Below are 23,375 nucleotides of genomic sequence, written 5' to 3' on the forward strand. Positions count from 1 at the left end.
GGGGTTTCGGCGGCGGAGCGCAGATCGGGGGCGCTGGCCGGTTCGGCGATGCCGGCGGGGGCCTGGGCGATCGCCGGGTCGTGGGCGGTCTCGGCGGCGACCAGGGGCTGGTCGGCCGGCATGACGTCGGGGACCTTGGGGACCACGATCACCGCCGTGCCGTACGCGCAGATCTCCATCCACATCTCGCCGCAGTCCCGGCTGTCGAAGCGCATGCCCACCACGGCGTTCGCGCCGAGCCGGCGGGCCTCCTCGCCGAGCCGGGCCACCGAGTCGGTACGCCAGCGGGTCAGGTTGTCCGGCGCCATCGGGTCGTACGCGCCGCCGCGCAGGTTCTTCACCCCCTCGCGGTAGGGGTTCCGCGTCCTGGCCATCGATGACACCACCTCGCCGAGGATCTGGCGGATCTCGTAGCCGGGCAGTTGATCCGTCGTCACGACCAGCACGGTTCCGATGCTGTCAGCCGTCGCCTGCTGGGTTCGCGAGCCGTGGTCACCTGACCGGATGCTGCAAAACGAGGCGGCGCGGACGTCCGGCGCTCGGCCGGCCATCCGCGCCGCCACGGCGCTAACGGTCAGACACCGGCCGTCGAGGTGATCCAGGCCCGGTTGTACGCGACGCTGCCGTAGTTCTGGATGCTCACGCCGTCCGCGGTGGAGGCGACCCCCACCTGCCGGCCGTTGTAGAACTGCGGTCCGCCCGAGTCACCGCGCCAGGCGTTGCCGTCGATCTCGGTGCTCCGGATCGCCTGGCCGCCGTACGCGTCGGTGACGCTGTTGCTGGTCACCCGGACCGAGGCGGTCTTGAGCTGGCTGGACGCCGAGCAGCCGCTGTAGCAGGTCTGGCCCCAGCCGTAGATCGTGTTGGTGGAGCCGATCGGCGGGTTGCTGCTGGCCAGGGTCACCGGGGTGACGCTCACCGGGCTGGACAGGCGCATCAGGGCGAGGTCGTAGCGGCTGTAGGTGGCGGCGACCGTACGGGTGACGCCACCGGAGGAGCGGTAGACGCTGCCGACCCGGACGGACATCGAGCCGCTGACGCAGTGCCGGGCGGTGAGCACCCAGTCGGCGGAGATGACGCTGCCGGAGCAGGTGAACGAGCCGTTGCTGAACACCGCCGCGGCCCAGGGTGCGGACGAGACGGTGTTGCCGCCGATGATCGGGTCCGGACCGGCGGGAGCGGCGGTGGCGCCGGAGGCGGAGGCGAGCACTCCGGCAAGGGCGGTGGTCAGCACCGCGACCAGGGGACGAAGACGCATGTCGGGGGACTCCTTGTGTCGGGGCCCGGGGTCGCCGGGCAGAGTCGACCGCGGCGGGTGGGGGTGACCTGCCGAGGCGTCGATGATGCATCGACACCTGCCGATGAACGGTAGGGTTCCCGAATCCCGTTCACAAGAGTTCGACGGAGATTAACTGATGTGACACGCCTGGTCGAGGCAGGCTCGTGGCCGCTTGTCAGAAACTGGTCACCTTGTCGGGGCCGAGCGCGTTTCACCTGGCCAGCAGCGTGACGTCCACGTGTCGCCACGGTTACAGGCAACGAAACCGCATCGGCGTCGCAACGAAACGGCATCGGCCGTCCGTGCCGGTGCGTGGTTATGTTGATCACTGCCTGAACTGGCCCCGGCCGGTGCGTCCGGAGCCGTATCTGCCAGGTACGCTGGCCACGCTCGCCCGTAGTGGGCCGGCACCCAACTGCGTACACAGTCAGGAGTGCCCAGTGCCTCGCGTCGTCGTCGACGTCATGCTCAAGCCCGAGATCCTCGATCCCCAGGGCCAGGCCGTCGCAAACGCGCTGCCGCGGCTCGGCGTCAGTGACGTCGCCTCCGTCCGGATCGGTAGGCGGATCGAGATCGATTTCACCGGTGAGCCGGACCTGGACCGGGCCCGGGAGATCGCCGACAAGCTGCTCGCCAACCCCGTCATCGAGGACTTCACCGTCCGCGTGGTGGAGGCAGACGAGACCGTGGGCGCGCACCCGTGACCGCGCGCGTCGGTGTGGTGACCTTCCCCGGCTCGCTCGACGACGGGGACGCGGCCCGGGCCGTACGCCTCGCCGGCGCCGAGCCGGTCCGGCTCTGGCACGGTGACGCGGAGCTGCACGGAGTGGACGCCGTGGTCCTCCCCGGCGGCTTCTCCTACGGCGACTACCTGCGCTGCGGTGCCATCGCCCGGTTCGCCCCGGTGATGGAGAAGATCGTGGACGCCTCCCGCGGCGGCCTGCCGGTGCTCGGCGTCTGCAACGGCTTCCAGATCCTCTGCGAGGCGCACCTGCTGCCCGGCGCGCTCACCCGCAACCAGCACCTGCACTTCCGCAACCGGGACCAGGTCCTGCGCGTGGAGTCGACCAGCACCGCCTGGACGAACGCCTTCCAGCCGGGCCAGGAGATCCTCATCCCGGTCAAGAACGGTGAGGGCTGCTACGTCGCCGACACCGCGACCCTGGACGCGCTGGAGGCCGAGGGGCGCGTCGTCGCCCGCTACGTCGGCGGCAACCCCAACGGGTCGCAGCGCGACATCGCCGCGATCACCAACCCCGCCGGCAACGTGGTCGGCATCATGCCCCACCCCGAGCACGCGGTGGAAGCACTCACCGGCCCCTCCCTGGACGGCCTCGGCTTCTTCACCTCGGTGCTCAAGCACCTGGTGGGGGCGCCGGCGTGACCGTGCGCGGCGGGATCATCGGTCGGCTCCACCGCCCCACGGGCGACCACGAGCGCAGCGAGGAGAGGTCATGACCACCCATCCGGACCCGGCCGTACGGGAGACGCCGGGCACCTTCCCGGCCGCCCCGGCGGAGCCGCTCGCGGCCACCGTGGCGCCGCAGGGCGGCCCGGCCGACGCGGGCCGGCACGCCGACCCCGCGCCGGCCGCCGACTGGGCCGACGGCGTGGACACCGTCCCCCGCGCCGCCGGCACCCCGGAGGAGCTTCAGCCGTACGCCGAGCTGGGCCTCCGCGACGACGAGTACGAGCGGATCCGGCACATCCTCGGCCGCCGCCCCACCCAGGCCGAGCTCGCCATGTACTCGATCATGTGGAGCGAGCACTGCTCCTACAAGTCGAGCAAGGTGCACCTGCGCCAGTTCGGCGAGAAGGCCCCGCCGAGCGACCGGCTGCTCGCCGGCATCGGTGAGAACGCCGGCGTGGTCCGGGTCTCCGACGAGCTCGCCGTCACCTTCAAGGTCGAGTCGCACAACCACCCGAGCTTCGTCGAGCCGTACCAGGGTGCGGCGACCGGTGTCGGCGGCATCGTCCGGGATATCCTCGCCATGGGCGCCCGTCCGGTCGCGGTGATGGACCCGCTGCGCTTCGGGGCGGCCGACCACCCGGACACCGCCCGGGTGCTCCCCGGTGTGGTCGCCGGTGTCGGCGGCTACGGCAACTGCCTCGGCCTGCCGAACATCGGCGGCGAGGTGGTCTTCGACCCCTGTTACCAGGGCAACCCGCTGGTCAACGCGCTCTGCCTCGGCGTGCTCCCGGTCGACCGGTTGCAGAAGAAGGACGCCGCCGGCCCCGGCAACGTCGTGGTGCTGATGGGCGCCAAGACCGGCCGGGACGGCATCGGCGGCGTGTCGGTGCTGGCCAGCGCCACCTTCGACGAGGGCAGCGAGCAGCGCCGCCCGTCGGTGCAGGTCGGCGACCCGTTCATGGAGAAGCTGCTCATCGAGGCCTGCCTGGAGCTGTACGACGCCGAGCTGGTCGTCGGCATCCAGGATCTCGGCGGCGCCGGCCTGACCTGTGCGCTGACCGAGACCGCCGCCTCGGCCGGCACCGGCATGCGGGTGTGGCTGGAGCGGGTGCCGCTGCGGGAGCCCTCGATGGAACCGCACGAGATCCTGGCCAGCGAGTCCCAGGAGCGGATGCTGCTGGTCGTCGCCCCGGACAAGCTGGAGGCGGTACTCAAGATCGCCGAGAAGTGGGGCGTCTGGGCCACCGCGATCGGCGAGGTCACCCCGCCGGCGGCGGACGGCCAGCCCGGCCGGTTGGTGATCACCTGGCGCGACCAGCTGGTGGTGGACGTCCCGCCGGGCTCACTGGTCGACGACGGCCCGGTCTACGCCCGCCCGATGCGCGAGCCGGCCGACCTGATCCTGCTCCAGGCGGACCGGGCGGAGACCCTGCCCCGGCCGAGCACCCCGGAGGCGCTGCGGGAGACCCTGCTGCGCATGATCGCGTCCCCGAACCTGGCCGACAAGACCTGGGTCACCGAACAGTACGACCGGTACGTGCTCGGCAACACCGTGCTCGCCCAGCCGGAGGACGCCGGCGTGATCCGGATCGACGAGAAGAGCGGCCTCGGCGTCGCTCTCTCCGTCGACGGCAACGGCCGGTACGCCCGCCTCGACCCCTACCACGGGACGAAGCTGGCACTGGCCGAGGCGTACCGGAACGTGGCCGTCACCGGGGCGAAGCCGATCGCCGTGACCAACTGCCTCAACTTCGGTTCCCCCGAGGACCCGGGCGTCATGTGGCAGTTCGCCGAGGCCGTACGTGGCCTGGCGGACGGCTGCCTGGAGCTGGGCATCCCGGTGACCGGCGGCAACGTCAGCTTCTACAACCAGACGGGTGCCGCCGCGATCCACCCGACCCCGGTGGTCGGCGTGCTGGGCGTGCTCGACGACGTGGCCAACCGGGTGCCGATGGGCTTCGTCCCGCGTGCCGGTGGGGACCACGACCAGCTCTTCCTGCTCGGCGACACGCACGTGGAGCTCTCCGGTTCCGAGTGGGCCTGGGTCACCCACGAGCACCTGGGCGGCATGCCGCCCCAGGTCGACCTGGGGCGCGAGCGGCTGCTGGCCGAGCTGATGGCGGAGGCGGCCCGGGTCGGCCACCTCAGCTCCGCCCATGACCTCTCCGACGGCGGTCTCGCCCAGAGCCTGGTCGAGTCCTGCCTGCGGCGCGGCGTCGGCGCCCGGATCGCCGTGCCGGAGCGGTTCGCCGACGGTTCCCTGCCGTTCGTCTTCCTGTTCAGCGAGTCGGCCGGCCGGATGCTGGTGTCGGTGCCGCGCGGGCACGAGAAGGCCTTCACGGCCCTCTGCTCGGAGCGGGGCGTGCCGTGGGAGCTGATCGGCGTCACCGACCCGGCCAGTGGCGCGCTCGAGGTACACGGCCAGTTCCGGATCGGTCTGGACGAGCTGCGCGCGGCGCACACCGCGACCCTGCCGAAGCTCTTCGGCGGCCCGGAGGCGGCGCAGGTCGAGGTCGAGGCGACTCGCACCGGCACCACCACCATCGCCCCGGCGACGGCCACGCAGCCGGTGGGTGTGCCGGCCGTCGAGCCGGTCGGGACCGACGCCCAGCCAGTCGCGGACGAACCGGTCGCCGGGTCGGTCCCGGTCGCGCCGCCGGCTGCCGTCGCGCCGAGCGCCGAGACCGCGCCGAGCGGTACCGCTTCGGTTGTGTCGGCCGGTACGGCCACCGAGGCCGGTACGGCCACCGAGGCCGGTACGGCCACCGAGGCCGGTACGGCCACCGAGGCCGGTACGGCCACCGAGGCCGGTACGGCCACCGAGGCCGGTACGGCCACCGAGGCCGTACCGGTCGATGAGCCGGCCGGGCCCACGGGCGCAGCGGCCGGGCCCACGACGGACGCCGCGGCTGCCAGCGACGCCGGTGACGAGCGGCCCGCTCCGCCCGACGAGCGCTGAGGTGGTGGCTGCGGCCGTCCACCTCCAACCCGATTCAGGCGCCCGGTTCGACTGGGGCCTGACCGGGGCGGCGGAACTCGGCCGCGTCTGTGCGGTGCTGGTGGTGGTGGACGTGCTCTCGTTCACCACCACCGTGGAGGTGGCGGTCGGGCGCGGCATGCGGGTCCACCCGTTCCCCTGGGGCGAGCAGGCAGCCGACTACGCGCTGCGGGTCGGAGCCGTCGCCGCGGTGGGCCGCCGGAAGACGACCCCGGAACATCCGTGGTCGCTCTCCCCGGCGGCACTGACCACCGCGCCGGCCGTTGCCGACCTGGTGCTGCCGTCGCCGAACGGATCGGCGATCAGCGCCGCCGCCAGCGCCACCGGGCTGCCCGTGGTCGCGGCCTGCCTGCGTAACGCCCGCGCCGTCGGGCGCTGGCTGCGCCGCCAGGGGTACGGCTCGACGGACGCCCCGGTGGGGGTGATCGCCGCCGGCGAACGCTGGCCCGACGGCTCGCTGCGCCCGTCGGTCGAGGACCAACTCGGCGCGGCCAGCGTGCTGGACACCCTCTCCGGAGTGTCCGGCGGGCTGTCGGTGGAGGCGGCGATGGCCCTCGCCGTGCTGGCCAGCACCCCGGACGTGGCCGCGGCGGTGCGCGGCTGCGTCTCCGGCCGGGAGCTGGTCGAGGGCGGATTCGCGGCCGACGTCGAGATCGCCGTCCGGACCAACGTCTCGGACGTGGTCCCCCTCCTTCGACACGGCGTCTTCTCCCGGGCCTGACACCGCCTCCCGGGCCTGAGATCGCCTCTCCCGGGCCTGGCGACGTCGCCCGCACCGGCTTCCCACCGCGGTGCCCGTCGACCGGTCGGGTCGACGAGCCGCACCCGCCGGCCGACGGCGGCACGAGAAAGGGCCACCCGGGAAGCGGGCGGCCCTTTCTCGTGCTCTCGGTTCAGTCGTCCAGCCAGTCGAGGCGGCGACCGCCCCGGTCCTGGGGCGGCGGGCCGTCCGGCCGGGCCCGGCCCGCCGGTGCCTGCTCGCCGTAGTAGCCACCACCCTGCTGGTCGTAGCCGGGGTTGTCGTAGCCGCCCCGCTGCTGCGGAGGCTCCTGACCGTAGCCGGCCTGCTGCTGCGGAGGCGGCTGCTGGCCGTAGCCGGCCTGCTGCTGCGGCGGCGGCTGCTGGCCGTACCCGGGCTGCTGCTGCGGCGGCTGCTGGCCGTACCCGGGCTGGTCGTACCCACCCTGGTGGCCGCCGTATCCGCCGGACTGGTCGTACCCACCCTGCGGAGCGCCGTAGCCGCCCTGCTGGTCGTACCCGTTGTCATAGCCCTGCTGCGGAGCCGCGTCGTAACCACCCGGCGCGGCGTATCCGCTTTGGGTGCCGTAGCCGCCGGCAGGCTCCTGGCCACGACCGTAGCCCGGCTCGGCCTGGCTGTAGCCCGGCTCCGGCTGGTAGGTGCTGGTCGGGTACGGGTCGGCCGGCGGGGCGTAGGTGCCAGTGGCTTCGCCGTTGTAGCGGCCGGTCGGCTCGTCGTACCGCTGCTCGCCGTAGCCGCCGCCCTGCTCCTGCCCGGCGTAGCCGGGGCCACCGGCGGGGGAGCCGTAGTCGTTGCCGTAGCCGCCACCGGAGGCCGGTGCGTTGCCGTACGCGCCGCCGGCTGGGGCGTTGCCGTAGCCGCCACCCGACGACGGGGCGTTGCCGTAGCCACCGCCGGAGGCTGGGGCGTTGCCGTACCCGCCACCGGAGGCCGGGGCGTTGGTGCCGTAGCCACCCTGCTGGCCGTATCCGCCGCCCTGGGCGGGCTCGTCGCCGTAGCCGCCGCCGGCGGCCCAACCGCCGGCCTGCGCTCCACCGGGGCCGTACGGCTGCGGCGGAGCCCCGTACGGGTCCGGTGGGACGTCGTCGACGACCGGGCGCTGCAGCATCGTCGGCGCGTCGCTCAGCGAGGTGCCACCCACCATCGTCGGATCCGGTCCGGCTCCGACCCTGTTGACCACGCGGGTCTGGTCGTCGGCTCCCCGCAGCGCGTTCCGCGCCGGGGGCACGCCACCGGCCGCCGCAGCGCCCTCGGCCGCCCCTCCGTCGCCGTCATCGGCGTTCCGGCGGCGGATCCAGAGCAGCACGATCGTGCCGACACCGGCCGCGACGAGCAGGCCGCCGAGCAGGATGACCAGGAACGAGCCCATGCCATCCTCGTCGTTGGAGGCCGCCTGCTGCGTTCCGGTGGAGGGCTCGGTGGCCTCCGTGGTGGCCTCCTCCTCGGTGGCCACCTCGGTCGGCGTCACCTCGGCTGAGGGCGACGGGCTGGCGCTCGGAGAGACCTCGACCTTGATCGGCAGGGTGATCCGCTGACCGGTCAGGCTCTGCCCGGCGCTGGCCGTGATCGTCTTGGTGTTGATCGCGTCGGCGCCCTTGCTGGCTCCCAGGTCGATCCGGCCCGGAGTGATGGGCCGCTCCGCGGAGCCGGTGAAGCGCCAGTTGCCGCTGCTGTCGGTGGTGGTCTCGTACTGGTGGTTCTGGGAGTCGCGCAGCATCACCCGCGCGTCCGGGACCGCGTCGCCGTTGGCGGCCACGACCACCTTGCCCGAGACGGACTTGACGGTCTGTGCCTCCGGCGGCTTGCTCGTCGGCGCGGCCCTGCCCTTCACGGTGAGCGTGAAGTTCGCGGTGGCGGGTTCTGACTTGTCCGGAACCACCCGGACGGTGACCTGGGCGGTGCTGTCCGACGCGTTGTCGTTCGCCTTCAGGGTCAGCAGCTGGGTCTTGGACTGGCCCGGGATCTCACTGAACGTGACGTTCCCGCAGCCGTCGCAGCTGACGCCCGACGGCAGGCCGCTGAGGCTGATCTGAGCTGACCTGTCACCATCGCTCGGAGTGACCCGGACCGTCACGGTGGCGTCACTGCCGGCGTTCACCGTTACCGAGCCCGGCGACACGCTGGCCGAGGCGGCGAGGGCCGGTGTGGCGGGGGTGGCGAGCAGAGCGCCGGCAACCAGCGCTACGACCACACCCGCCCGTTGCTTCCAGGCACGTCGGTGTGTTGACACGTCCACCGCCTTCCGGTCTGACTTCCCGGGCAAGTTTGGACCAGGGATCATCACGGTACGAATACGCCGTCGGCAACTATGCCTTGTCTGACGGGATCGGCGCGACCCAGGGCCAGTGTCCGAGCCGATGGCATCGGATCGTATCGTCCCGTCGTGTCCTCTCCGCACATTAAGTCCGCCGCGGTCGTGGCGGCGCTCACGGCACTCGACGAGGGGCGTGTCCCCGAACGGTCGGTGTACCGGGAGGCGGTCCGTGCCTTGTTGACCGCCCTCGCGGAGCGTGCCCCCGGCCGATCGGTGGAGGTGCGAGTCCCACCTTACGGTGCAGTTCAGTGTCTCCCCGGTCCCCGACACACCCGTGGCACCCCGCCAAACGTGGTGGAGATGGACCCGCCGACGTGGTTGGCGTTGGCCACGGGGCGGCTCTCCTGGGTCGAGGCGGTCACTGAGGGTCGCGTTCAGGTGAGTGGAGTGCGGGCGGATCTCTCCGGGTATCTGCCCCTCTAGCAGGGGCGATCGCGTACGTCCAGTTACCCGGCGGAGGCAAATCGTGACTATCTGTATCGACTGCGATTCGCGTACACTGTCAGGTGACGACAGTGGGCCCCGGGCGGTGGCATGCTGAACGCACGCCAGGCCATCCAGACCAGCATGAGGAGCGGCAGGTGCCCCGAGGCGACGGCCGGCTGAGCCATGACCTTGACCCCCAACGACCGGGCCCGCAGGATGCGTGCGGCGTCTTCGGTGTCTGGGCCCCCGGCGAAGAGGTCGCCAACCTGACCTACTTCGGCCTCTACGCGTTGCAGCACCGCGGCCAGGAGGCCGCCGGCATCGCGGTGAGCGACGGGTCCGGCGTGGTGGTCTACAAGGATCTCGGCCTGGTGGCCCAGGTCTTCGACGAGCCGACCCTGGCGAGCCTGCGCGGGCACCTCGCGATCGGCCACGCCCGCTACTCCACCACCGGCGCGTCGACCTGGGAGAACGCCCAGCCGACCATCCGCTCCAGCACCTCCGGCACCACCATCGCCCTGGCGCACAACGGCAACCTCGTCAACACCGCCGAGCTCCAGCGCGAGGTGGGCGAGCGTGGGCTGGGCTCCGACGGCGCCACCAACGACACCTCGCTGGTGACCATGCTGCTGGCGAGCTACCCCGACCTCTCCGTCGAGGCGGCGGCGATGCAGGTGCTGCCCCGGCTGCGCGGAGCCTTCAGCTTCGTCTTCATGGACGAGTCGACCCTCTACGCGGCCCGTGACCCGCACGGCGTACGCCCGTTGGTGCTGGGTCGGCTGGAGCGCGGTTGGGTGGTGGCGAGCGAGACGGCCGCGCTGGACATCGTCGGGGCCAGCGTCGTCCGCGAGATCGAGCCCGGCGAGCTGATCGCGATCGACGGCGACGGGCTGCGCTCGACCCGGTTCGCCGCCCCGGACCCGAAGGGCTGTCTCTTCGAGTACGTCTACATCGCCCGTCCCGACGCCACCATCGCCGGGCGCAACGTGCACAGCGCCCGGAAGCAGATCGGCCGTCAACTGGCCCGGGAGCACCCGGTCGAGGCCGACCTGGTGATTCCGGTGCCGGAGTCGGGCACCCCGGCCGCCATCGGGTACGCCGAGGAGTCGGGCATCACCTACGGCGCCGGCCTGATGAAGAACCCGTACGTCGGGCGGACCTTCATCCAGCCGTCGCAGACCCTGCGCCAGCTCGGCATCCGGCTCAAGCTCAACCCGCTGCGGGAGAACGTGCGGGGCAAGCGGTTGGTCGTCGTCGACGACTCGATCGTGCGCGGCAACACCCAGCGGGCCATCGTGCGGATGCTGCGCGAGGCGGGCGCGTTGGAGGTCCACGTGCGGATCTCGTCCCCGCCGGTCACCTGGCCGTGCTTCTACGGCATCGACTTCGCCACCCGGGCCGAACTGCTGGCGAACGGCCTGGACAACGAGGGCGTCCGGCGGTCGATCGGCGCGGACACCCTCGGCTACGTCTCGCTGCCCGGTCTCATCGCCGCGACCGAGCAGCCGAAGACCCGGCTCTGCCGCGCCTGCTTCGACGGGCAGTACCCGATCGAGCTGCCGGCCGGGAACCTGATCGGCAAGCACGTGCTCGAGGGCGTGGAGCGGCGGGTCGCGAACACGCCCGTCGACGACCTCGGGTCCGCCACCCCTCCGCTCGTCGCCACTCCGGGTGGCGCGACCGTCCACCACCCGTAGCACCGCCCGGCGTCCGCCGGCACCCCGGTGCGGCGCCGAGAACCACTAAGGGGAGAACCGTGACGCACGTGTCCGAGCGCAGCGGCGCAGGAAGCAGCCAGACCGGCGCTGGTGGCGACCGTCAGCCCTGGACGGCCGGCGCCGGCCGCACGACCCGCAGGCGCACGGTCTCGTACGCCGACGCCGGAGTCTCGATCGAGGCGGGTGACCGCGCGGTGGAGCTGCTGAAGTCGAAGGTGAAGCAGACCCGGCGGCCGGAGGTCATGGGTGACCTGGGTGGCTTCGCCGGGCTGTTCCGGTTGGACACCACGAAGTACAAGAACCCGATCATGGCCGCGTCGACCGACGGCGTCGGCACCAAGCTGGTGATCGCGCAGCAGATGGACATCCACGACACGGTCGGCATCGACCTGGTCGCGATGGTCGTCGACGACCTGGTGGCCTGCGGCGCCGAGCCGCTGTTCCTGCTCGACTACATCGCCACCGGCGAGGTCGTGCCGGAGAAGGTCGCCGAGATCGGCGCCGGCATCGCCGACGGCTGCCGGTACGCGGGCTGCGCCCTGCTGGGCGGGGAGACCGCCGAGCACCCGGGGGTGCTGCGTCCCGACGAGTACGACATCTCCGCCACCGGTGTCGGCGTGGTGGAGGAGAGCGAGATCCTCAGCCCGGATCGGGTTGAGGTGGGCGACGTGGTGATCGCCATGCGCTCGTCCGGCCTGCACTCCAACGGATACTCGCTGGTCCGGCACGTGCTGCTGGGCGCCGGCCGGATGCGGCTGGACGTGGTGATCGAGGACTTCGGCCGGCAGCGGACGCTCGGCGAGGAACTGCTCACCCCGACCAAGATCTACGCGCAGGACTGCCTCAAGCTGATCGCCGAGGCCGACGTGCGCTCGATCGCCCACGTCACCGGCGGTGGCATCCCGGGCAACCTGGTGCGGATCCTGCCCGAGCACGTCGACGCGGTGGTCAACCGCTCCACCTGGAAGCCGCAGCCGATCTTCGACCTGATCCAGTCGAAGGGGCGGATCGAGGACCCGGAGATGGAGGCGACCTTCAACATGGGCATCGGCATGTTCGCGATCGTCTCGGCCGAGGACGCCGACCGCGCGCTGGCCACCCTGGCCGGTCGCGGCGTGGACGCGTGGCAGGCCGGTGAGATCATCGAGGGCTCCGGCAACGTGCAGATGATCGGTCAGCACACCCGAGGTTGATCACATTCTGTTGATCATCCGGGCACCTGATCAGGGGTTCACCCGAGTGGTCGTCGCCGCCTAGCCTGAAGAGCACTTCAGGCACGGGGAGGAGGGCCGATGGCTGCCCGGGCAGAGCCGGCGACGGGGATGCGGGGCATCGCCGTGGTCCCCTCGTACGTGGTCATGCAGCCGACCACGCTGTGCAACCTGGACTGCGCCTACTGCTACCTGCCGTTCCGTGCCACCGATCGGCGGATGCCGGTGGCGGTGGCGGAGGCGGTCGCCGCCTCGGTGAACCGGTGGGCGCGGTCGGGGCGCTTCTCGGTGGTCTGGCACGGCGGTGAGCCCCTCGCGGCCGGCCGGGAGCATCTGGCGGCGCTGATGGCCCCGTTCGCGCCCGAGGTGGAACACCACGTGCAGACCAACGCCACGCTGGTCGACGACGCCTGGTGCGCGTTCTTCGCCGCGCACCGGGTGCGGGTGAGCGTGAGCGTGGACGGCCCCCGGGAGCGGAACGGCGACCGGGTGACCCGGGGCGGGCAGCCGGCATACGACCGGATCGTGCGCGGTGTCGAGGCGCTGCGTCGGCACGGCCTGCCCTTCTCCGCGCTGGCGGTGGTCAGCCGACCCGCTCCGGGGCTGGCGACCGAGTTGTACGACTACTTTCTCGGTCTCGGCTGCGACGTGCTCGGTGTCAACGTCGAGGAGACCGAGGGGGTCAACACCCGGAGCAACGCGCACGACGCCGCCGCGGTGACCGGGTTCTGGGCCGAGCTGGTGGCGGCCTGGCGGCGGGCGCCGCGGATCCACCTGCGTGAGGTCGAGTGGTCGTTGCGGTACGCCGCGGCGGTGCTCGACGGTACCGCCGGTGAGCTGCTGCCCCGGCGGCTCGACCCGATCCCGACCGTCGGTCACGACGGCGCGGTGGTCGTGCTCTCCCCGGAGTTGGCCGGTTTCCGCGACCCCCGGTACGGCGACTTCAGCAGCGGCAACGTCCTGGCCATGCCCCTGGCCGACATTCTCGCCGGCGCGGCGGGCACACCGTGGGTCGACGAGTTCCTGTCCGGGGTCGAGTCGTGCCGGTCCTCCTGCCCGTACTTCGGTTTCTGCGGCGGCGGCCACGCGGCCAACCGCTACTTCGAGCAGGGCCGGTTCGACGGTACGGAGACCGAGCACTGCCGGAACAGCAAGATCCGCCTACTGGAGGGAGTGTTGGAGCATGCCCGAGACCACGAGTCACCGGCAGCCTGAGGCCGTCGGGGGAGGTGCCGCGGATCCGGTCGCCGACCGGGTCCGTCAGGCCGCCACGGGGCTGACCGCCCTGCTCCACGAGGCTGAGGCGGCCCGCCGCGCACGGGCGGAGGTGGCCGGTTCCGACGGTGCCGGCGCGGTCTGCGCCTGGAACCACTTCGAGAACATCCCGACCTTCTACAACTGGAACAACCGACCGCGCTGACCGGACGCCGACGCCCCGAGATCAGGGACCCTGCCGGTCAGCCGGAGTGACCCAGCCGGGCGAGGTCCCTGATCTCGGGTACGTGGATGGCGCATGCGTGAGCACGCGGGAGGCGCCGCGTGCTCAGCTGCGACCGCAGGTCAGCGGGTCGGAGGAACCCAGGTGTCCGGGTCGTCCGCGTGATCCTCATCATCGTCGTCGACATACTCTTTGTAGTCGTCGTCGAAGTTGTGCTCAGACTTACCAGCACCCGCCAGTTCGCGCTGCAAGGCGGTGAGGTCGGTGTTCGGGGAGTGGTACTTCAACTCCCGGGCCACCTTCGTCTGCTTGGCCTTAGCACGGCCGCGCCCCATGGCTCGACCCCCTCGCACAGAATGCGGGGCAGCCCGAAGGCGGGCCCCGATGACGTCAGGCATCTCTCGTGGCTCTTACGGTACATGGGGATGCCAACCTTCGGCACCTCGGGTTACCGTCAGCCGGCCCTGCGCGTCGCAGTCATCCGGCCGTCACCGAGTGTACCTGGTAAGGAGTGGCACCGGTGATCGGTCGTGACGGTGGGCAGAGCGCTACAAAGCGGCCGAATTCATCTTACCCACCGGGGCTCCCGGGGCGCGGATCGCCCCGCACCCCGGAACCGTCGCCTCAGCGCAGGTGGATCGCCCGCAGGCGGCCCACCTCGGCCATCCGGCGCTCGGCGAGCCGGTCGGCGGCCACCGCCGGTGGCACACCCTCGTCGTCGGCGAGCCGGAGGATCTCCCGGGTGGTGTCGTAGATCCGCGTGGCCCGCAGCCGGGCCCGCTCGAAGTTGAAGCCCTCGATCTCGTCCGCGACCTGGATCACACCGCCGGCGTTCACCACATAGTCGGGGGCGTAGAGGATGCCCCGGTCGGCCAGCAGCTTCTCGATGCCCGGGTGGGCGAGTTGGTTGTTCGCCGCGCCGGCGACCACCCGGGCCCGCAGCGCCGGAACGGTGTCGTCGTTCAGCGCGCCACCCAGCGCGCACGGGGCGTACACGTCGATGTCGGCGGCCACCAGGGCGGCGACATCGTCGACCAGGCCGACCTGCGGGTGGGTTGCGCGGGCCCACTCGTGCGCCTTCGGGTTGACGTCGCTGGCGACCACCTCGGCGCCGTCGTCGAGCAGGTGGCCGACCAGGTGCTTGCCGACCTTGCCCAGGCCGGCCACACCGACCCGGCGGCCGGCCAGCGTCGGGGTGCCCCACACGTGCTCGGCGGCGGCCCGCATGCCCTGGAAGACGCCCCAGGCGGTGAGGATCGAGGAGTCGCCCGCGCCGCCGTGCGCCACGCTGCGGCCGGTGACGTAGCGCGTCTCCCGGGCGACCACGTCCATGTCGGCGACGTAGGTGCCGACGTCGCAGGCGGTGTAGTAGCGCCCGCCGAGCGACTCCACGAAGCGGCCGTACGCCCGCAGCAGCGCCTCGCTCTTGATCTTCTCCGGGTCGCCCCAGATGACCGCCTTGCCGCCGCCGTGATCCAGCCCGGCCAGGGCGTTCTTGTACGCCATCCCGCGGGACAGGTCGAGCACGTCCGCCAGCGCGGCCTCCTCGCTGGCGTACGGGTAGAACCGGGTGCCGCCGAGCGCGGGGCCCAGCGCGGTCGAGTAGATGCCGATGATGGCCCTGAGACCGGTCTGCTTGTCCTGGCAGAAGACGACCTGTTCGTGACCGGTCGATCCCGGGTCGTCGGTGCTGGCGAATACGCCCATGGCTGACTCCTGTGTCGGTGAGCGTCCTTGTGGGACACGGACCTGGTGGCAGGCCGGCGGGGATGCTGCCGGTGCTGCTGAGCCTAATATCGGTCGGTGCCACGCTGTCGTCCACGTCACGTCCGCCCGAGGGCGGCGACGGCGGTGCGGCCCGGTTTCGTGGGAGGATCGCGCCGTGCCGCTCTTCGCTTCACATCTGCGCGTGTACGAGCCGCTGACCGCCTTCGACCGGGACCGTCAGTCGTACTGGCGGCGCTACGTGCGGGAGGGGCGGGCGGTGGCGCCGCTGGAGGGCCCCGGGCGGCAGCGCACCTCGGTCATCGAGGCGTTGGGTGCGGGTTGGACCCGACTGCCCGACCTGCCGGACGAGGCGTACGTGCTGGAAACCGACGACACTCTGTTGGTCTGCCCGTGGAACCTGCGGATCCGGGTGGCCGAGGCGGCGCTGAGCGCGCGGGACGGTGTCCCCTCGGTGCTCGCCGACGCGTTCGTGCCGCCGGTTCTGGCCGGGCAGGCCAAGGCGGTGGTGGACGACTGGCGCAGCGGCGCCCGGGTGCTGGAGCACGGTGTGCCCCGGCTGCACGAGCAGACGGCGACCTGGGGCGTGCCACTGCGCTGGTTCGTGCTCTTCGAGGCGGCGGAGCGGGACCTGGTGACCCACCCCACGGACCGGCGCGCGCTGCGATACCGCACGGAGATCTCGAAGGCCCGGCGGCGGGCTCAGCGGGCGCTGTCGGTGTTGCGCAAGTCTGTCGGGGAGGCGCCGATCACCGAGGCGGTCGAGGAGGCCGCCCGTTGGCTGGAGGAGTTCCACCCGCGTTCGGTGGTGGAACTGGACTACGGCGGCCTGGTGTGGCTGCTCTCCGACGAGGCTCTGACCGCCGACGACTCCACGGATCTGGTCGCCGCGGGACTGGCCGGGTTGGCCCGGGGCGAGGCGGAGGAGGCGTCCGCGGCGTACGACCGGCTGGTGGCCCGGTGGCGGGCAGTGCAACTGCTTGAACGGTGCAATTGACCACGAATTGGACGCCCAATCTGAGGGCTGCTCGTAGTTGACGGATTACGAACCGTGATTATGAGTCCGAATAAGGTAGCTCCTGCCGTGTAAAATGCCGATAAATCGGGCATGGCTCATCCGTCCGTCTAGGGACCTTCGGCCGTTCGGCCCATGTCGGACATCGGGGACTAGCCGGACCATGGGAGACGCGTCGGCCGGCGGGACCCCGGCCGATGTCTATACATGTGGAGGAGTGACCGATGGCATCGCGAACGCACGAACCAGAGCCGCTGCTCACACCGGCCGAGGTGGCGTCGATGTTCCGTGTCGACCCGAAGACGGTGACCCGGTGGGCCAAGGCGGGGAAGCTCAGCGCGATCCGGACTCTGGGCGGCCACCGTCGGTACCGCGAGTCGGAGGTGCGGGCCCTGCTTCAGGGGCAGATCCCCCAGCAGCGCCAGGGAGACTGACCGACATCGAGAAGCGTTCCCAGCATCAGGGGCGGGCGGACGTCGCGACAGCGGCGATCCACCGCCCCTGAATCATGCCCGGGGTGTGACGCCTCACCGGGACAACGTCACCCGTAGGCCGACGGTGCCGGCCGTGTCCCGCCGCAGCCGGCCGCCGAGCAGGCTGAGCCAGCCGATCAGCCGTTACTTCCGCTTGACCAGGTCGCGGCGTCCGATCGCTCTCCGCCGGCCCGCAGCGGACGGCATGCCCGGGCACCGCCGGCCCGTGCGGTCGGCCCCGCATGTCGCACGGAGCCGCCGTCACCGCGCCGTCGCGCCGGACCCGCTTCACCTGCCGGAGCCGGCGGCCGTCCACACCGCGAGCGTGTCGCCGTCGCGCACCACCCAGACCGGGGCCGGTACCGCGTGGCCGTCCCTGCGGAACGTCGCCAGCAGGATGTACTTCTCCGCCGCCAGGCGGTCCAGGTCGGTCATCGGCCAGGATGCGGCGGCGACAGCCGTCGCCCGCGCGGATAGCGTGAACGGCGTGACCGGGGAACCCAGGATCGGCGACGTGTTCGGCGAGATGCTGCGCGACGCGTACGCGGTGCACACCGGCACGGGTCGCCGGCCGCTGGCGGGTGGGCGGCTGCCCCGTCCGGTCATCGAGATCATCGAACGGGACGACGGGCTGGTCAACGGGGCCCCCGCCGCCCACTACCTGGAAGGCCCCGAACACTGGCAGCCGTACGACCACCGGGCCGTCGACCGGGCCCGGGGCGAGACGTTGGACGTCGGCGTCGGCGGCGGCCGGATCGCGCGGGAACTCCAGGCGCGGGGCGTGCCGGTGACCGGGCTGGACACGTCCCTGGGCGCGTTGCGGGTGTCCCGGCACCGGGGCGTGCGTGACCTCGTCCTCGGCACCGTCGACGAGCACGCCGCCGACGGCCGCCTGTACGACACCTTCCTGCTGCTCGGCAACAACCTCGGCCTGTTCGAGGGACGCGAGCGGGCACCGGAGTTCCTCGCCGCGCTCGCCGCCATGGCCCGCCCCGGCGCGCAGATCGTCGCACAGGGCACCGACCCGTACGGCACCACCGACCCGCTGCACACCGGCTACCACGAACGCAACCGACGGCTCGGCCGGCTCGGTGGCCAACTGCGGCTGCGGCTGCGGTACCGCGAGTTGGGCACCGACTGGTTCGACTACCTGGTGTGCTCCGCCGCCGAACTGGCGGAGCTGGTCCACGGCACGCCGTGGCGATTGGTCGACGTGGACGACCGGGACGCCCCGTACTACCTGGCCATCCTGCGGCTCGCGGAGTGACCGGGCGGCCCGGGGCTCCCGGTCGCCTCAGACCTCGACAGTCGGGACGTGCTGCTCCGGCGGCAGCCCGCCGTCGCCGTCGACCACCTCGTCGGGCGTGCCGTCCTCGTCGATGTCGACCATGGTGATGTCCACCCTGCCGTCGCCGTCGGTGTCGAACTGGAAGAGGTCCGCCTTGCCGTCCCCGTCGGTGTCGACCACCCACACGTCGGTCTTCCCGTCGTTGTTGGTGTCGGCGCGGAGCAGGTCCACGCGCTCGTCGCCGCGCGTCTCCACGGTCTCGGTGCCGTCGGTGGTGCCGTCCACGGGTGCCTGACTCATCTCGACTCGTCCTTCCCTTGGCGTTGGGGGCCGTCGTACCCGCTCCGCCGGTCCCCCACGCATGCCATCTCGGCGGGTGCTGCATAGGGTCGCACCGAGGAGCGGGCGGCACGACGGAGACCCCGGGCGCCGCCGCACGCAGCGAGGAGCGTCATGAGTGGTCGTTTTGTCGTCGTCGGTGCCGGCACGATGGGCCTCGGGATCGCCTACGTCGCCGCCGGGGCGGGCTACGCCGTCGAACTGGTGGAGGTCGACCGGGACCGGGCGCGGGTCGCGGCCGCGCGTCTCGGCGAGCTGTGGGACCGCGCCGTACGGCGCGGCCGGCTCGACCCCGCGCAGGTCGCCACGAACCGGGAGCGGCTGACCCTGCGGGCCGCGCTGGCCGAGGTCGCCCCGGAGCCCGACGTCGTCGTCGAGGCGGTGCCGGAGCGGCTCGACCTGAAGCGTGCGGTGCTGGGCGAGGCCGAGGCGCTGCGACCGGCGCTGCTGGGCAGCAACACGTCCAGCATCCCGATCGCCGAGCTGGCCGCGGGACTGGCCCGGCCGGAGAACTTCCTCGGCCTGCACTTCTTCAACCCGGTCTGGGCGATGACGCTGCTGGAGATCGTGGTCGGCCCGGCCACCGCCGTGCCGACCACCGAGGCGGCGGTCGTGCTCGCCGGCCGGCTGGGCAAGGACCCGGTCGTCGTACGCGACATGCCCGGTTTCGCCACCTCCCGGCTCGGGGTCACCCTCGGCCTGGAGGCGATCCGGATGGTCGCCGACGGCGTGGCCGACCCCGCCGACATCGACAAGGCGATGGTCCTCGGCTACCGGCACCCGGTAGGCCCGCTGGAACTGACCGACCTGGTCGGGCTGGACGTCCGGTTGGACATCGCCCGGACCCTCCAGGCCGCGTACGGGGACCGGTTCGCGCCGCCGCCGCTGCTGGTCGGGATGGTCGCGGACGGCCGACTCGGCAAGAAGTCCGGCCAGGGCTTCTACCGCTGGGTGGACGGGCGCCGGGTCGACGCCGACGCCGCACCGACCGGGCGGACCCGATGAGCGGACTGCGGATCGAAGAGCTGCCCGACCGGCTGGTGGTGACGCTGGACCGGCCGGAGAAGCGCAACGCCATCGACGCCGACCTGATCGGCGAGCTGCACGCCGTCTGCGCCGAACTGGAGACCCGTCCCCGGCTGCTGCTGCTCACCGGTGGCGCGGAGGGTGTCTTCGCCGGCGGCGCCGACATCGCCCAGCTCCGCGACCGGGGCCGGCTGGACGCCCTCGCCGCCATCAACCAGGCCGCGTTCGCCCGGATCCGCGCCCTGCCGATGCCGAGCGTGGCCGCCGTGGACGGGCCGGCGCTCGGTGGCGGCGCCGAGTTGGCGTACGCCTGCGATTTGCGGGTCTGTACGGCCCGGGCGGTCTTCGGTCAGCCCGAGGTGCGGTTGGGCATCCTGGCCGGCGCGGGCGCGACCCACCGGCTGCCGGCGCTGGTCGGCGAGACCCGGGCCAAGGAGCTGCTCTTCACCGGCCGGCGGGTGGACGCCGAGGAGGCGCTGCGGATCGGCCTGGTGAACCGGATGGTGGCCGAACCGACCCAACTGCTTCCCGCCGCGCACGAGCTGATCGACGAGATGGCGAAGGCGTCGGCGCTGGCGCTGCGGCTGACCAAGCTGGCCGTGGACGCGCCGCCGGCCGCCCACCCGCAGCTCGACCTGGTCAGCCAGGCGGTGCTCTTCGAGGACGAGGAGAAGCGGCGGCGGATGACCGAGTTCCTGGACCGCCGCCGTTCCCGCTGAGCGCAGCCGTACGGCGCGACGGCCGCACCGGGCATCCGGTGCGGCCGTCGCGCGTCGGCGGGTTCAGTGCCGGATCCGCACGCCCGCGTCGTCCAGCGCGGTGATCAGTCCGGCCGACTCGGCGAAGCCGATGATCAGCACGGCCTCCGGGCCGTACGCCTTGATCTCGTTCGCCATGCCGGTGAAGTTCACGGGGGCGGCCTCGGCGTCGGCCGGCGGCTCGTAGGTCAGCAGCTTCACCCGGTCCCCACCGATGCCGGCCTGCTCCAGCTCGGCGCGGACGGTCTCCTGCAGGCCCTCGCCGTAGGAGTCCCGGCGGGCCACCACGACGATCCGCGCCGGGCCGTCGCGCAGCATCACGTCGGCCAGGGCCCGACCCTGGAGACTGTCCGGCGGGGCGGTACGGAAGTACAGGCCCTTGTCGTCGGCCTTGGTCAGGCCGGAGTCGGTGTTCGACGGCGAGAAGAGGATCCGCCCGGCGGCCACCACGTCCGGCAGCACGGCGGCGGAGATACCGGAGCCGCCGGCGCCGATGATGACGTGCACGTCCTTCGCGATGTGCGAGGCCACCGTGGCCTTGGCGACCGCCACGCTGGTGCCGTCGTCGCCGTCGATCCAGACCAACGGGTCGCCGAGCACGCCGCCCGCGGCGTTGATCTCCTTGACCGCCAGGGTCGTCCCGGCTCCCATCGGCGGGTAGGCCAACGCCAGGTCCCCGGTCCTGGGTAGCAACTCGCCGAGAACCAGCGGGGAGCCGTCACTGCGGTCGCCGCGCCCACCCCGCTGCTTGCGCGGTGTCGGCGGGGCCTTCGTGCTCGCCCCGGACTCGTTGCCCGCGCCCACGAACTCGCTCTTGGCGTCGTTGATCTTCTGGTCGTCGAAGTGGAGAGTGGCGTAGCTCGCGGTGGCCGGTTCGCCCGCGTCGGTGAACCCGGCCCGGGTCAGCGACGGGCCGCGGTACTCGATGTCCCGCCCCTCCCGGGCCAGCCTCAGGCAGGTCTTCACGTCCGTGCAACGCTGGCCGTTCGTGGTCACCCCGACGATCTGCCGGGCGATCTGCGTCGGCTCGGTGCTGCCGGCCAGCTGCGCCGCCAACGCACTGATCACCACGGCGTCGTACGACTCGGCGGCGTAGAGGTAGTCGGTCAACTTCGGGTCGATCCTGAGCAGCCGTTGCTTGAAGTCCTCGGTCAACGGCGTCAGCGGGGTGGTGCCCTTCATGCCGTCGACCAGGTTGCCGCGGTCCTTCAACTCCGCCGGGAAGGAGTTCAGCATGTTGCCGTCGGTGCCGTACAGGCGTACCTGTGGGATCGCCGTGTCCTTCGGCTTGTCGGTGGTCCCGCATGCGCTGGTGGCGAGCAGGAACGCCGCACCCGCCGCCAGGATGGCAGCGCGCGGGCCGCGTGTTGCGAGCATTGTCGTCCTTCCTCCGGGGAGGTCCGCTGGGCACGATAGCGTGCCGCCGCGGCCGGTGACAGTGCGGAGTCTTTCCCGGTAGGCGGCCCGATGGCGACCAGTACGCAGCGTCACCGCGGGGAACTGCCGGTCACCGCTTGACGGCCGGTCCTACCGTTCGGCAGGTGACCGAGGTGCCAGACCAGACGTTCGACGACGCCGCCGCCGTGCTCCGATCGGCCCTGACGGGCGACGGTGACGCGGTGGTGGGAACCTTCGACGCGGTGGTCGACCGGTCCGGGCTCGCGGGGGCGTACGGGGTCGCCTGGTGCCTCGCCGCCACCATGGTCGGCGATCCGCCGCCGCCCGGCGCCTGTGCGCTGGACTTTCCGGGCATCGAGGACGCCGGGTACGACGCCCGCTGGGTGGCCCGCTTCGTCAGCGCGTACGCGAACCACGACGTGGACACCGGCGAGGCGCTCTTCGGGGCGGCGGTCGCCGACGGGCTGCTGCCGGACTGCCTGCTCACCCTCGCCGGCTCGACCGTGGCCACCCTGCGCAGCCGGGCCGGCTGACGGCGGTGGGTGTCCGCGTGCCCGGGCACCCACCGTCACCGGTCAGAACGCGTGGTACGCGATCAGCGGCTCGACCTCGTACCGCAGGGTCTCGAAGCGGACCTTGAACCGGACGCCGTCCCTGACGTCCGTGGCCACGGTGATGAAGGGGGATCCCGACGGCAGGTAGGTGCGGTAGTTGCACGCGCTCGTCCTGTCGATGAAGATCACGCACGCGTTGACGCCGTACTGGCTGGCGTTGCGGACGTTGATGTCCCTGCACCGGGTGGTGGTGCGGTACGGGCCGGCGTCCCCGCCGCTGCGGCCCTGGTCGAAGTACGAGCGGACCGCCCCGCCGTAGCAGGTGGCGGTCGAGGCGTACAGGTTGCTCCCGGGGGCGGCGGCCTGGGCGGGGGAGCCGAGGGCGAGCAGGGACAACGCCGCCGTGACCACCGTCAGACGGGTGACCGGAGATGCCATGGGGTGCCTCCAGAGGGATGGGTGAGCCGTGCGTTGCGGGCGGGGTGCCGAGCGTGGTGATCATACCGACGAACCGTGCGAAGTGGACTATCCCGTGGATGTGATAGCTCTGGTGATATGTCCGAGGCCATGCTGAGCAAGGTGCGCAAGCTGCTCGCCAAGGCCGAGGACCCGGCCTGCACGCCCGCCGAGTCCGCCGCCTTCACCGCCAAGGCCACCGAGCTGATCGCCCGCTACGGCGTCGACCGGGCGCTGCTGGCCGCCCGCGACCCCACCGCCGATCCGGTCGGCGACCGGGTGGTCGACGTCGTCGCCCCGTACGCCCGGGACAAGGCCGGCCTGCTCGCCGCGATCGCCGACCCACTGCGCTGCCGCTGCGTACGCCGCCCCCAGGGCGACGGCTTCGCCCTGCACCTGTTCGGTTTCACCAGCGACCTGGAACGGGTCGACCTGCTCTTCACCTCGCTGCTGGTGCAGGCCGCGCACGGGCTGGCCGGCACGCCAGTGCCCGCCGGCGAGCATCCGGCCGCCTTCCGTCGTTCCTGGCTGGCCGGCTTCGCCCGGGTGGTCGGGGAGCGGCTGCGCGCCGCAGAGGCGGGTGCGGCGGCCGAGCAGGGCGGCCCTTCGGTGGCGCTGGTCCTCGCGGACCGGTCCGACCGGGTGGCTCGCCGGATCACCGAGGTCTACCCGAGGCTCCGGACCGCACCCCCGCGCCGTCTCGCCGGCAGCGGTTTCGGCGCCGGGGCGGCGGCGGGTCGCCGCGCCCAGCTCGGCAAACCCGATGCCGTCTCCCACCACCCCCCGAC

General features: G+C 72.3%; 23 protein-coding genes and 2 pseudogenes. 16 read left to right on the forward strand and 9 right to left on the reverse strand.

Annotated elements, in window-relative coordinates:
* Both E1165_RS19535 and E1165_RS19540 read right to left on the reverse strand, forming a co-directional pair.
* Positions 1–551, reverse strand: a 551-nt coding sequence (locus tag E1165_RS19535) for a YbjQ family protein (protein WP_132393255.1), incomplete at its 3' end; no start/stop codon positions are given.
* A gap of 23 nt (positions 552–574) precedes the next feature.
* Positions 575–1,258: a DUF1986 domain-containing protein gene (locus E1165_RS19540; RefSeq protein ID WP_132393234.1), complete on the reverse strand. Its 684-nt coding sequence runs from the start codon at positions 1,256–1,258 to the stop codon at positions 575–577.
* A 461-nt stretch (positions 1,259–1,719) separates the two neighbouring features.
* Here E1165_RS19540 and purS point away from each other — a divergent pair, with 461 nt between their 5' ends.
* The 4 genes and pseudogenes from purS to E1165_RS19560 all read left to right on the forward strand — a co-directional run bounded on the left by purS (position 1,720) and on the right by E1165_RS19560 (position 6,409).
* Complete coding sequence (gene purS, locus E1165_RS19545; RefSeq protein WP_132393235.1) at positions 1,720–1,983, forward strand: phosphoribosylformylglycinamidine synthase subunit PurS; 264 nt, start codon at positions 1,720–1,722, stop codon at positions 1,981–1,983.
* Positions 1,980–2,663: a phosphoribosylformylglycinamidine synthase subunit PurQ gene (gene purQ / locus E1165_RS19550; RefSeq protein WP_132393236.1), complete on the forward strand. Its 684-nt coding sequence runs from the start codon at positions 1,980–1,982 to the stop codon at positions 2,661–2,663. Before purS ends, purQ begins: the two co-directional genes overlap by 4 nt.
* A 70-nt stretch (positions 2,664–2,733) precedes the next feature.
* Positions 2,734–5,331 (forward strand): annotated as a pseudogene (gene purL, locus E1165_RS19555) (phosphoribosylformylglycinamidine synthase subunit PurL); the annotation flags it as partial.
* Between the two features lie 322 nt (positions 5,332–5,653).
* The gene (locus E1165_RS19560) at positions 5,654–6,409 is read left to right on the forward strand and encodes a 2-phosphosulfolactate phosphatase (RefSeq protein WP_132393256.1); all 756 of its coding nucleotides are present in this window, start codon (positions 5,654–5,656) and stop codon (positions 6,407–6,409) included.
* A gap of 172 nt (positions 6,410–6,581) precedes the next feature.
* Here E1165_RS19560 and E1165_RS19565 read toward each other — a convergent pair whose 3' ends face one another.
* The gene (locus E1165_RS19565; protein WP_132393238.1) at positions 6,582–8,729 is read right to left on the reverse strand and encodes a carboxypeptidase-like regulatory domain-containing protein; all 2,148 of its coding nucleotides are present in this window, start codon (positions 8,727–8,729) and stop codon (positions 6,582–6,584) included.
* Between the two features lie 102 nt (positions 8,730–8,831).
* Here E1165_RS19565 and E1165_RS19570 point away from each other — a divergent pair, with 102 nt between their 5' ends.
* The 5 genes from E1165_RS19570 (at position 8,832) to amcA (ending at position 13,537) form a co-directional block, all read left to right on the forward strand.
* Positions 8,832–9,185, forward strand: coding sequence for a sterol carrier family protein (locus E1165_RS19570; protein ID WP_132393239.1), 354 nt, complete (start codon positions 8,832–8,834; stop codon positions 9,183–9,185).
* A gap of 158 nt (positions 9,186–9,343) precedes the next feature.
* Positions 9,344–10,885, forward strand: a complete 1,542-nt coding sequence (gene purF / locus E1165_RS19575; RefSeq protein ID WP_132393240.1) for an amidophosphoribosyltransferase — start codon at positions 9,344–9,346, stop codon at positions 10,883–10,885.
* Positions 10,886–10,944: 59 nt separating this feature from the next.
* Positions 10,945–12,099: a phosphoribosylformylglycinamidine cyclo-ligase gene (purM, locus tag E1165_RS19580; protein WP_132393241.1), complete on the forward strand. Its 1,155-nt coding sequence runs from the start codon at positions 10,945–10,947 to the stop codon at positions 12,097–12,099.
* Positions 12,100–12,228: 129 nt separating this feature from the next.
* Positions 12,229–13,332, forward strand: coding sequence for a cyclophane-forming radical SAM peptide maturase AmcB (gene amcB / locus E1165_RS19585; protein ID WP_305792154.1), 1,104 nt, complete (start codon positions 12,229–12,231; stop codon positions 13,330–13,332).
* A complete protein-coding gene (amcA, locus tag E1165_RS19590) occupies positions 13,301–13,537 on the forward strand; it encodes a multiple cyclophane-containing RiPP AmcA (RefSeq protein WP_132393243.1) in 237 nt (78 codons plus the stop codon). The genes amcB and amcA overlap by 32 nt, the downstream gene beginning before the upstream one ends.
* Before the next feature lie 140 nt (positions 13,538–13,677).
* Here amcA and E1165_RS19595 read toward each other — a convergent pair whose 3' ends face one another.
* Both E1165_RS19595 and E1165_RS19600 read right to left on the reverse strand, forming a co-directional pair.
* Positions 13,678–13,890 (reverse strand): DUF3073 domain-containing protein, encoded by a 213-nt coding sequence (locus E1165_RS19595; protein WP_132393244.1) that lies wholly within the window; start codon positions 13,888–13,890, stop codon positions 13,678–13,680.
* A 289-nt stretch (positions 13,891–14,179) separates the two neighbouring features.
* The gene (locus E1165_RS19600) at positions 14,180–15,262 is read right to left on the reverse strand and encodes a Glu/Leu/Phe/Val dehydrogenase (protein WP_132393245.1); all 1,083 of its coding nucleotides are present in this window, start codon (positions 15,260–15,262) and stop codon (positions 14,180–14,182) included.
* Between the two features lie 175 nt (positions 15,263–15,437).
* Between E1165_RS19600 and E1165_RS19605 the strand changes: the two genes are divergently transcribed.
* Both E1165_RS19605 and E1165_RS19610 read left to right on the forward strand, forming a co-directional pair.
* Positions 15,438–16,277, forward strand: coding sequence for a hypothetical protein (locus E1165_RS19605; protein ID WP_132393246.1), 840 nt, complete (start codon positions 15,438–15,440; stop codon positions 16,275–16,277).
* Between the two features lie 242 nt (positions 16,278–16,519).
* Entirely contained in the window at positions 16,520–16,729 is a 210-nt protein-coding gene (locus tag E1165_RS19610; protein ID WP_007073996.1) for a BldC family transcriptional regulator, read from the forward strand.
* A gap of 93 nt (positions 16,730–16,822) precedes the next feature.
* Here E1165_RS19610 and E1165_RS30795 read toward each other — a convergent pair.
* A pseudogene (locus tag E1165_RS30795) lies at positions 16,823–17,203 on the reverse strand (PPOX class F420-dependent oxidoreductase).
* Positions 17,204–17,255: 52 nt separating this feature from the next.
* On the opposite strand from E1165_RS30795, the gene E1165_RS19620 reads away from it, so the two are divergent.
* Positions 17,256–18,035, forward strand: a complete 780-nt coding sequence (locus tag E1165_RS19620) for a methyltransferase domain-containing protein (RefSeq protein WP_132393247.1) — start codon at positions 17,256–17,258, stop codon at positions 18,033–18,035.
* A 27-nt stretch (positions 18,036–18,062) separates the two neighbouring features.
* On the opposite strand, the gene E1165_RS19625 is transcribed toward E1165_RS19620, so the two are convergent.
* On the reverse strand, positions 18,063–18,356 hold the full coding sequence (locus E1165_RS19625) for a hypothetical protein (RefSeq protein WP_132393248.1): 294 nt from the start codon (positions 18,354–18,356) through the stop codon (positions 18,063–18,065).
* A 153-nt stretch (positions 18,357–18,509) separates the two neighbouring features.
* Here E1165_RS19625 and E1165_RS19630 point away from each other — a divergent pair, with 153 nt between their 5' ends.
* Together E1165_RS19630 and E1165_RS19635 are read left to right on the forward strand one after the other, a co-directional pair.
* The gene (locus E1165_RS19630; RefSeq protein ID WP_132393249.1) at positions 18,510–19,400 is read left to right on the forward strand and encodes a 3-hydroxyacyl-CoA dehydrogenase family protein; all 891 of its coding nucleotides are present in this window, start codon (positions 18,510–18,512) and stop codon (positions 19,398–19,400) included.
* Positions 19,397–20,140 carry an enoyl-CoA hydratase/isomerase family protein gene (locus E1165_RS19635; RefSeq protein WP_132393250.1) on the forward strand — a complete coding sequence of 248 codons (744 nt, stop codon included), beginning with the start codon at positions 19,397–19,399 and terminating at the stop codon, positions 20,138–20,140. The genes E1165_RS19630 and E1165_RS19635 overlap by 4 nt, the downstream gene beginning before the upstream one ends.
* A 63-nt stretch (positions 20,141–20,203) precedes the next feature.
* Here the strand turns inward: E1165_RS19635 and E1165_RS19640 are convergent, their stop codons facing one another.
* Positions 20,204–21,556 carry an ABC transporter substrate-binding protein gene (locus tag E1165_RS19640; protein WP_132393251.1) on the reverse strand — a complete coding sequence of 451 codons (1,353 nt, stop codon included), beginning with the start codon at positions 21,554–21,556 and terminating at the stop codon, positions 20,204–20,206.
* A 164-nt stretch (positions 21,557–21,720) separates the two neighbouring features.
* On the opposite strand from E1165_RS19640, the gene E1165_RS19645 reads away from it, so the two are divergent.
* Positions 21,721–22,110, forward strand: a complete 390-nt coding sequence (locus tag E1165_RS19645) for a hypothetical protein (protein WP_132393252.1) — start codon at positions 21,721–21,723, stop codon at positions 22,108–22,110.
* 42 nt (positions 22,111–22,152) lie between these two features.
* Here the strand turns inward: E1165_RS19645 and E1165_RS19650 are convergent, their stop codons facing one another.
* Positions 22,153–22,569 (reverse strand): hypothetical protein, encoded by a 417-nt coding sequence (locus E1165_RS19650; RefSeq protein ID WP_132393253.1) that lies wholly within the window; start codon positions 22,567–22,569, stop codon positions 22,153–22,155.
* Between the two features lie 117 nt (positions 22,570–22,686).
* Between E1165_RS19650 and E1165_RS19655 the strand changes: the two genes are divergently transcribed.
* Positions 22,687–23,375: DUF2786 domain-containing protein (locus E1165_RS19655; protein ID WP_132393254.1), on the forward strand; the 689-nt coding region annotated here is incomplete at its 3' end.

Origin of the sequence: Micromonospora sp. KC723 (assembly GCF_004348595.1) — a bacterium.
Lineage (GTDB): Bacteria > Actinomycetota > Actinomycetes > Mycobacteriales > Micromonosporaceae > Micromonospora.

Excerpts from the sequence above, each read along its gene's own strand:
- E1165_RS19540 (WP_132393234.1), bottom strand. The coding sequence starts at position 1,258 with ATGCGTCTTCGTCCCCTGGTCGCGGTGCTGACCACCGCCCTTGCCGGA.
- E1165_RS19565 (WP_132393238.1), bottom strand. The coding sequence starts at position 8,729 with ATGATCCCTGGTCCAAACTTGCCCGGGAAGTCAGACCGGAAGGCGGTG.
- amcB (WP_305792154.1), top strand. The coding sequence starts at position 12,229 with ATGCGGGGCATCGCCGTGGTCCCCTCGTACGTGGTCATGCAGCCGACC.
- amcA (WP_132393243.1), top strand. The coding sequence starts at position 13,301 with ATGCCCGAGACCACGAGTCACCGGCAGCCTGAGGCCGTCGGGGGAGGT.
- E1165_RS19595 (WP_132393244.1), bottom strand. The coding sequence starts at position 13,890 with ATGGGGCGCGGCCGTGCTAAGGCCAAGCAGACGAAGGTGGCCCGGGAG.
- E1165_RS19600 (WP_132393245.1), bottom strand. The coding sequence starts at position 15,262 with ATGGGCGTATTCGCCAGCACCGACGACCCGGGATCGACCGGTCACGAA.
- E1165_RS19610 (WP_007073996.1), top strand. The coding sequence starts at position 16,520 with ATGGCATCGCGAACGCACGAACCAGAGCCGCTGCTCACACCGGCCGAG.
- E1165_RS19625 (WP_132393248.1), bottom strand. The coding sequence starts at position 18,356 with ATGAGTCAGGCACCCGTGGACGGCACCACCGACGGCACCGAGACCGTG.
- E1165_RS19630 (WP_132393249.1), top strand. The coding sequence starts at position 18,510 with ATGAGTGGTCGTTTTGTCGTCGTCGGTGCCGGCACGATGGGCCTCGGG.
- E1165_RS19635 (WP_132393250.1), top strand. The coding sequence starts at position 19,397 with ATGAGCGGACTGCGGATCGAAGAGCTGCCCGACCGGCTGGTGGTGACG.
- E1165_RS19640 (WP_132393251.1), bottom strand. The coding sequence starts at position 21,556 with ATGCTCGCAACACGCGGCCCGCGCGCTGCCATCCTGGCGGCGGGTGCG.
- E1165_RS19650 (WP_132393253.1), bottom strand. The coding sequence starts at position 22,569 with ATGGCATCTCCGGTCACCCGTCTGACGGTGGTCACGGCGGCGTTGTCC.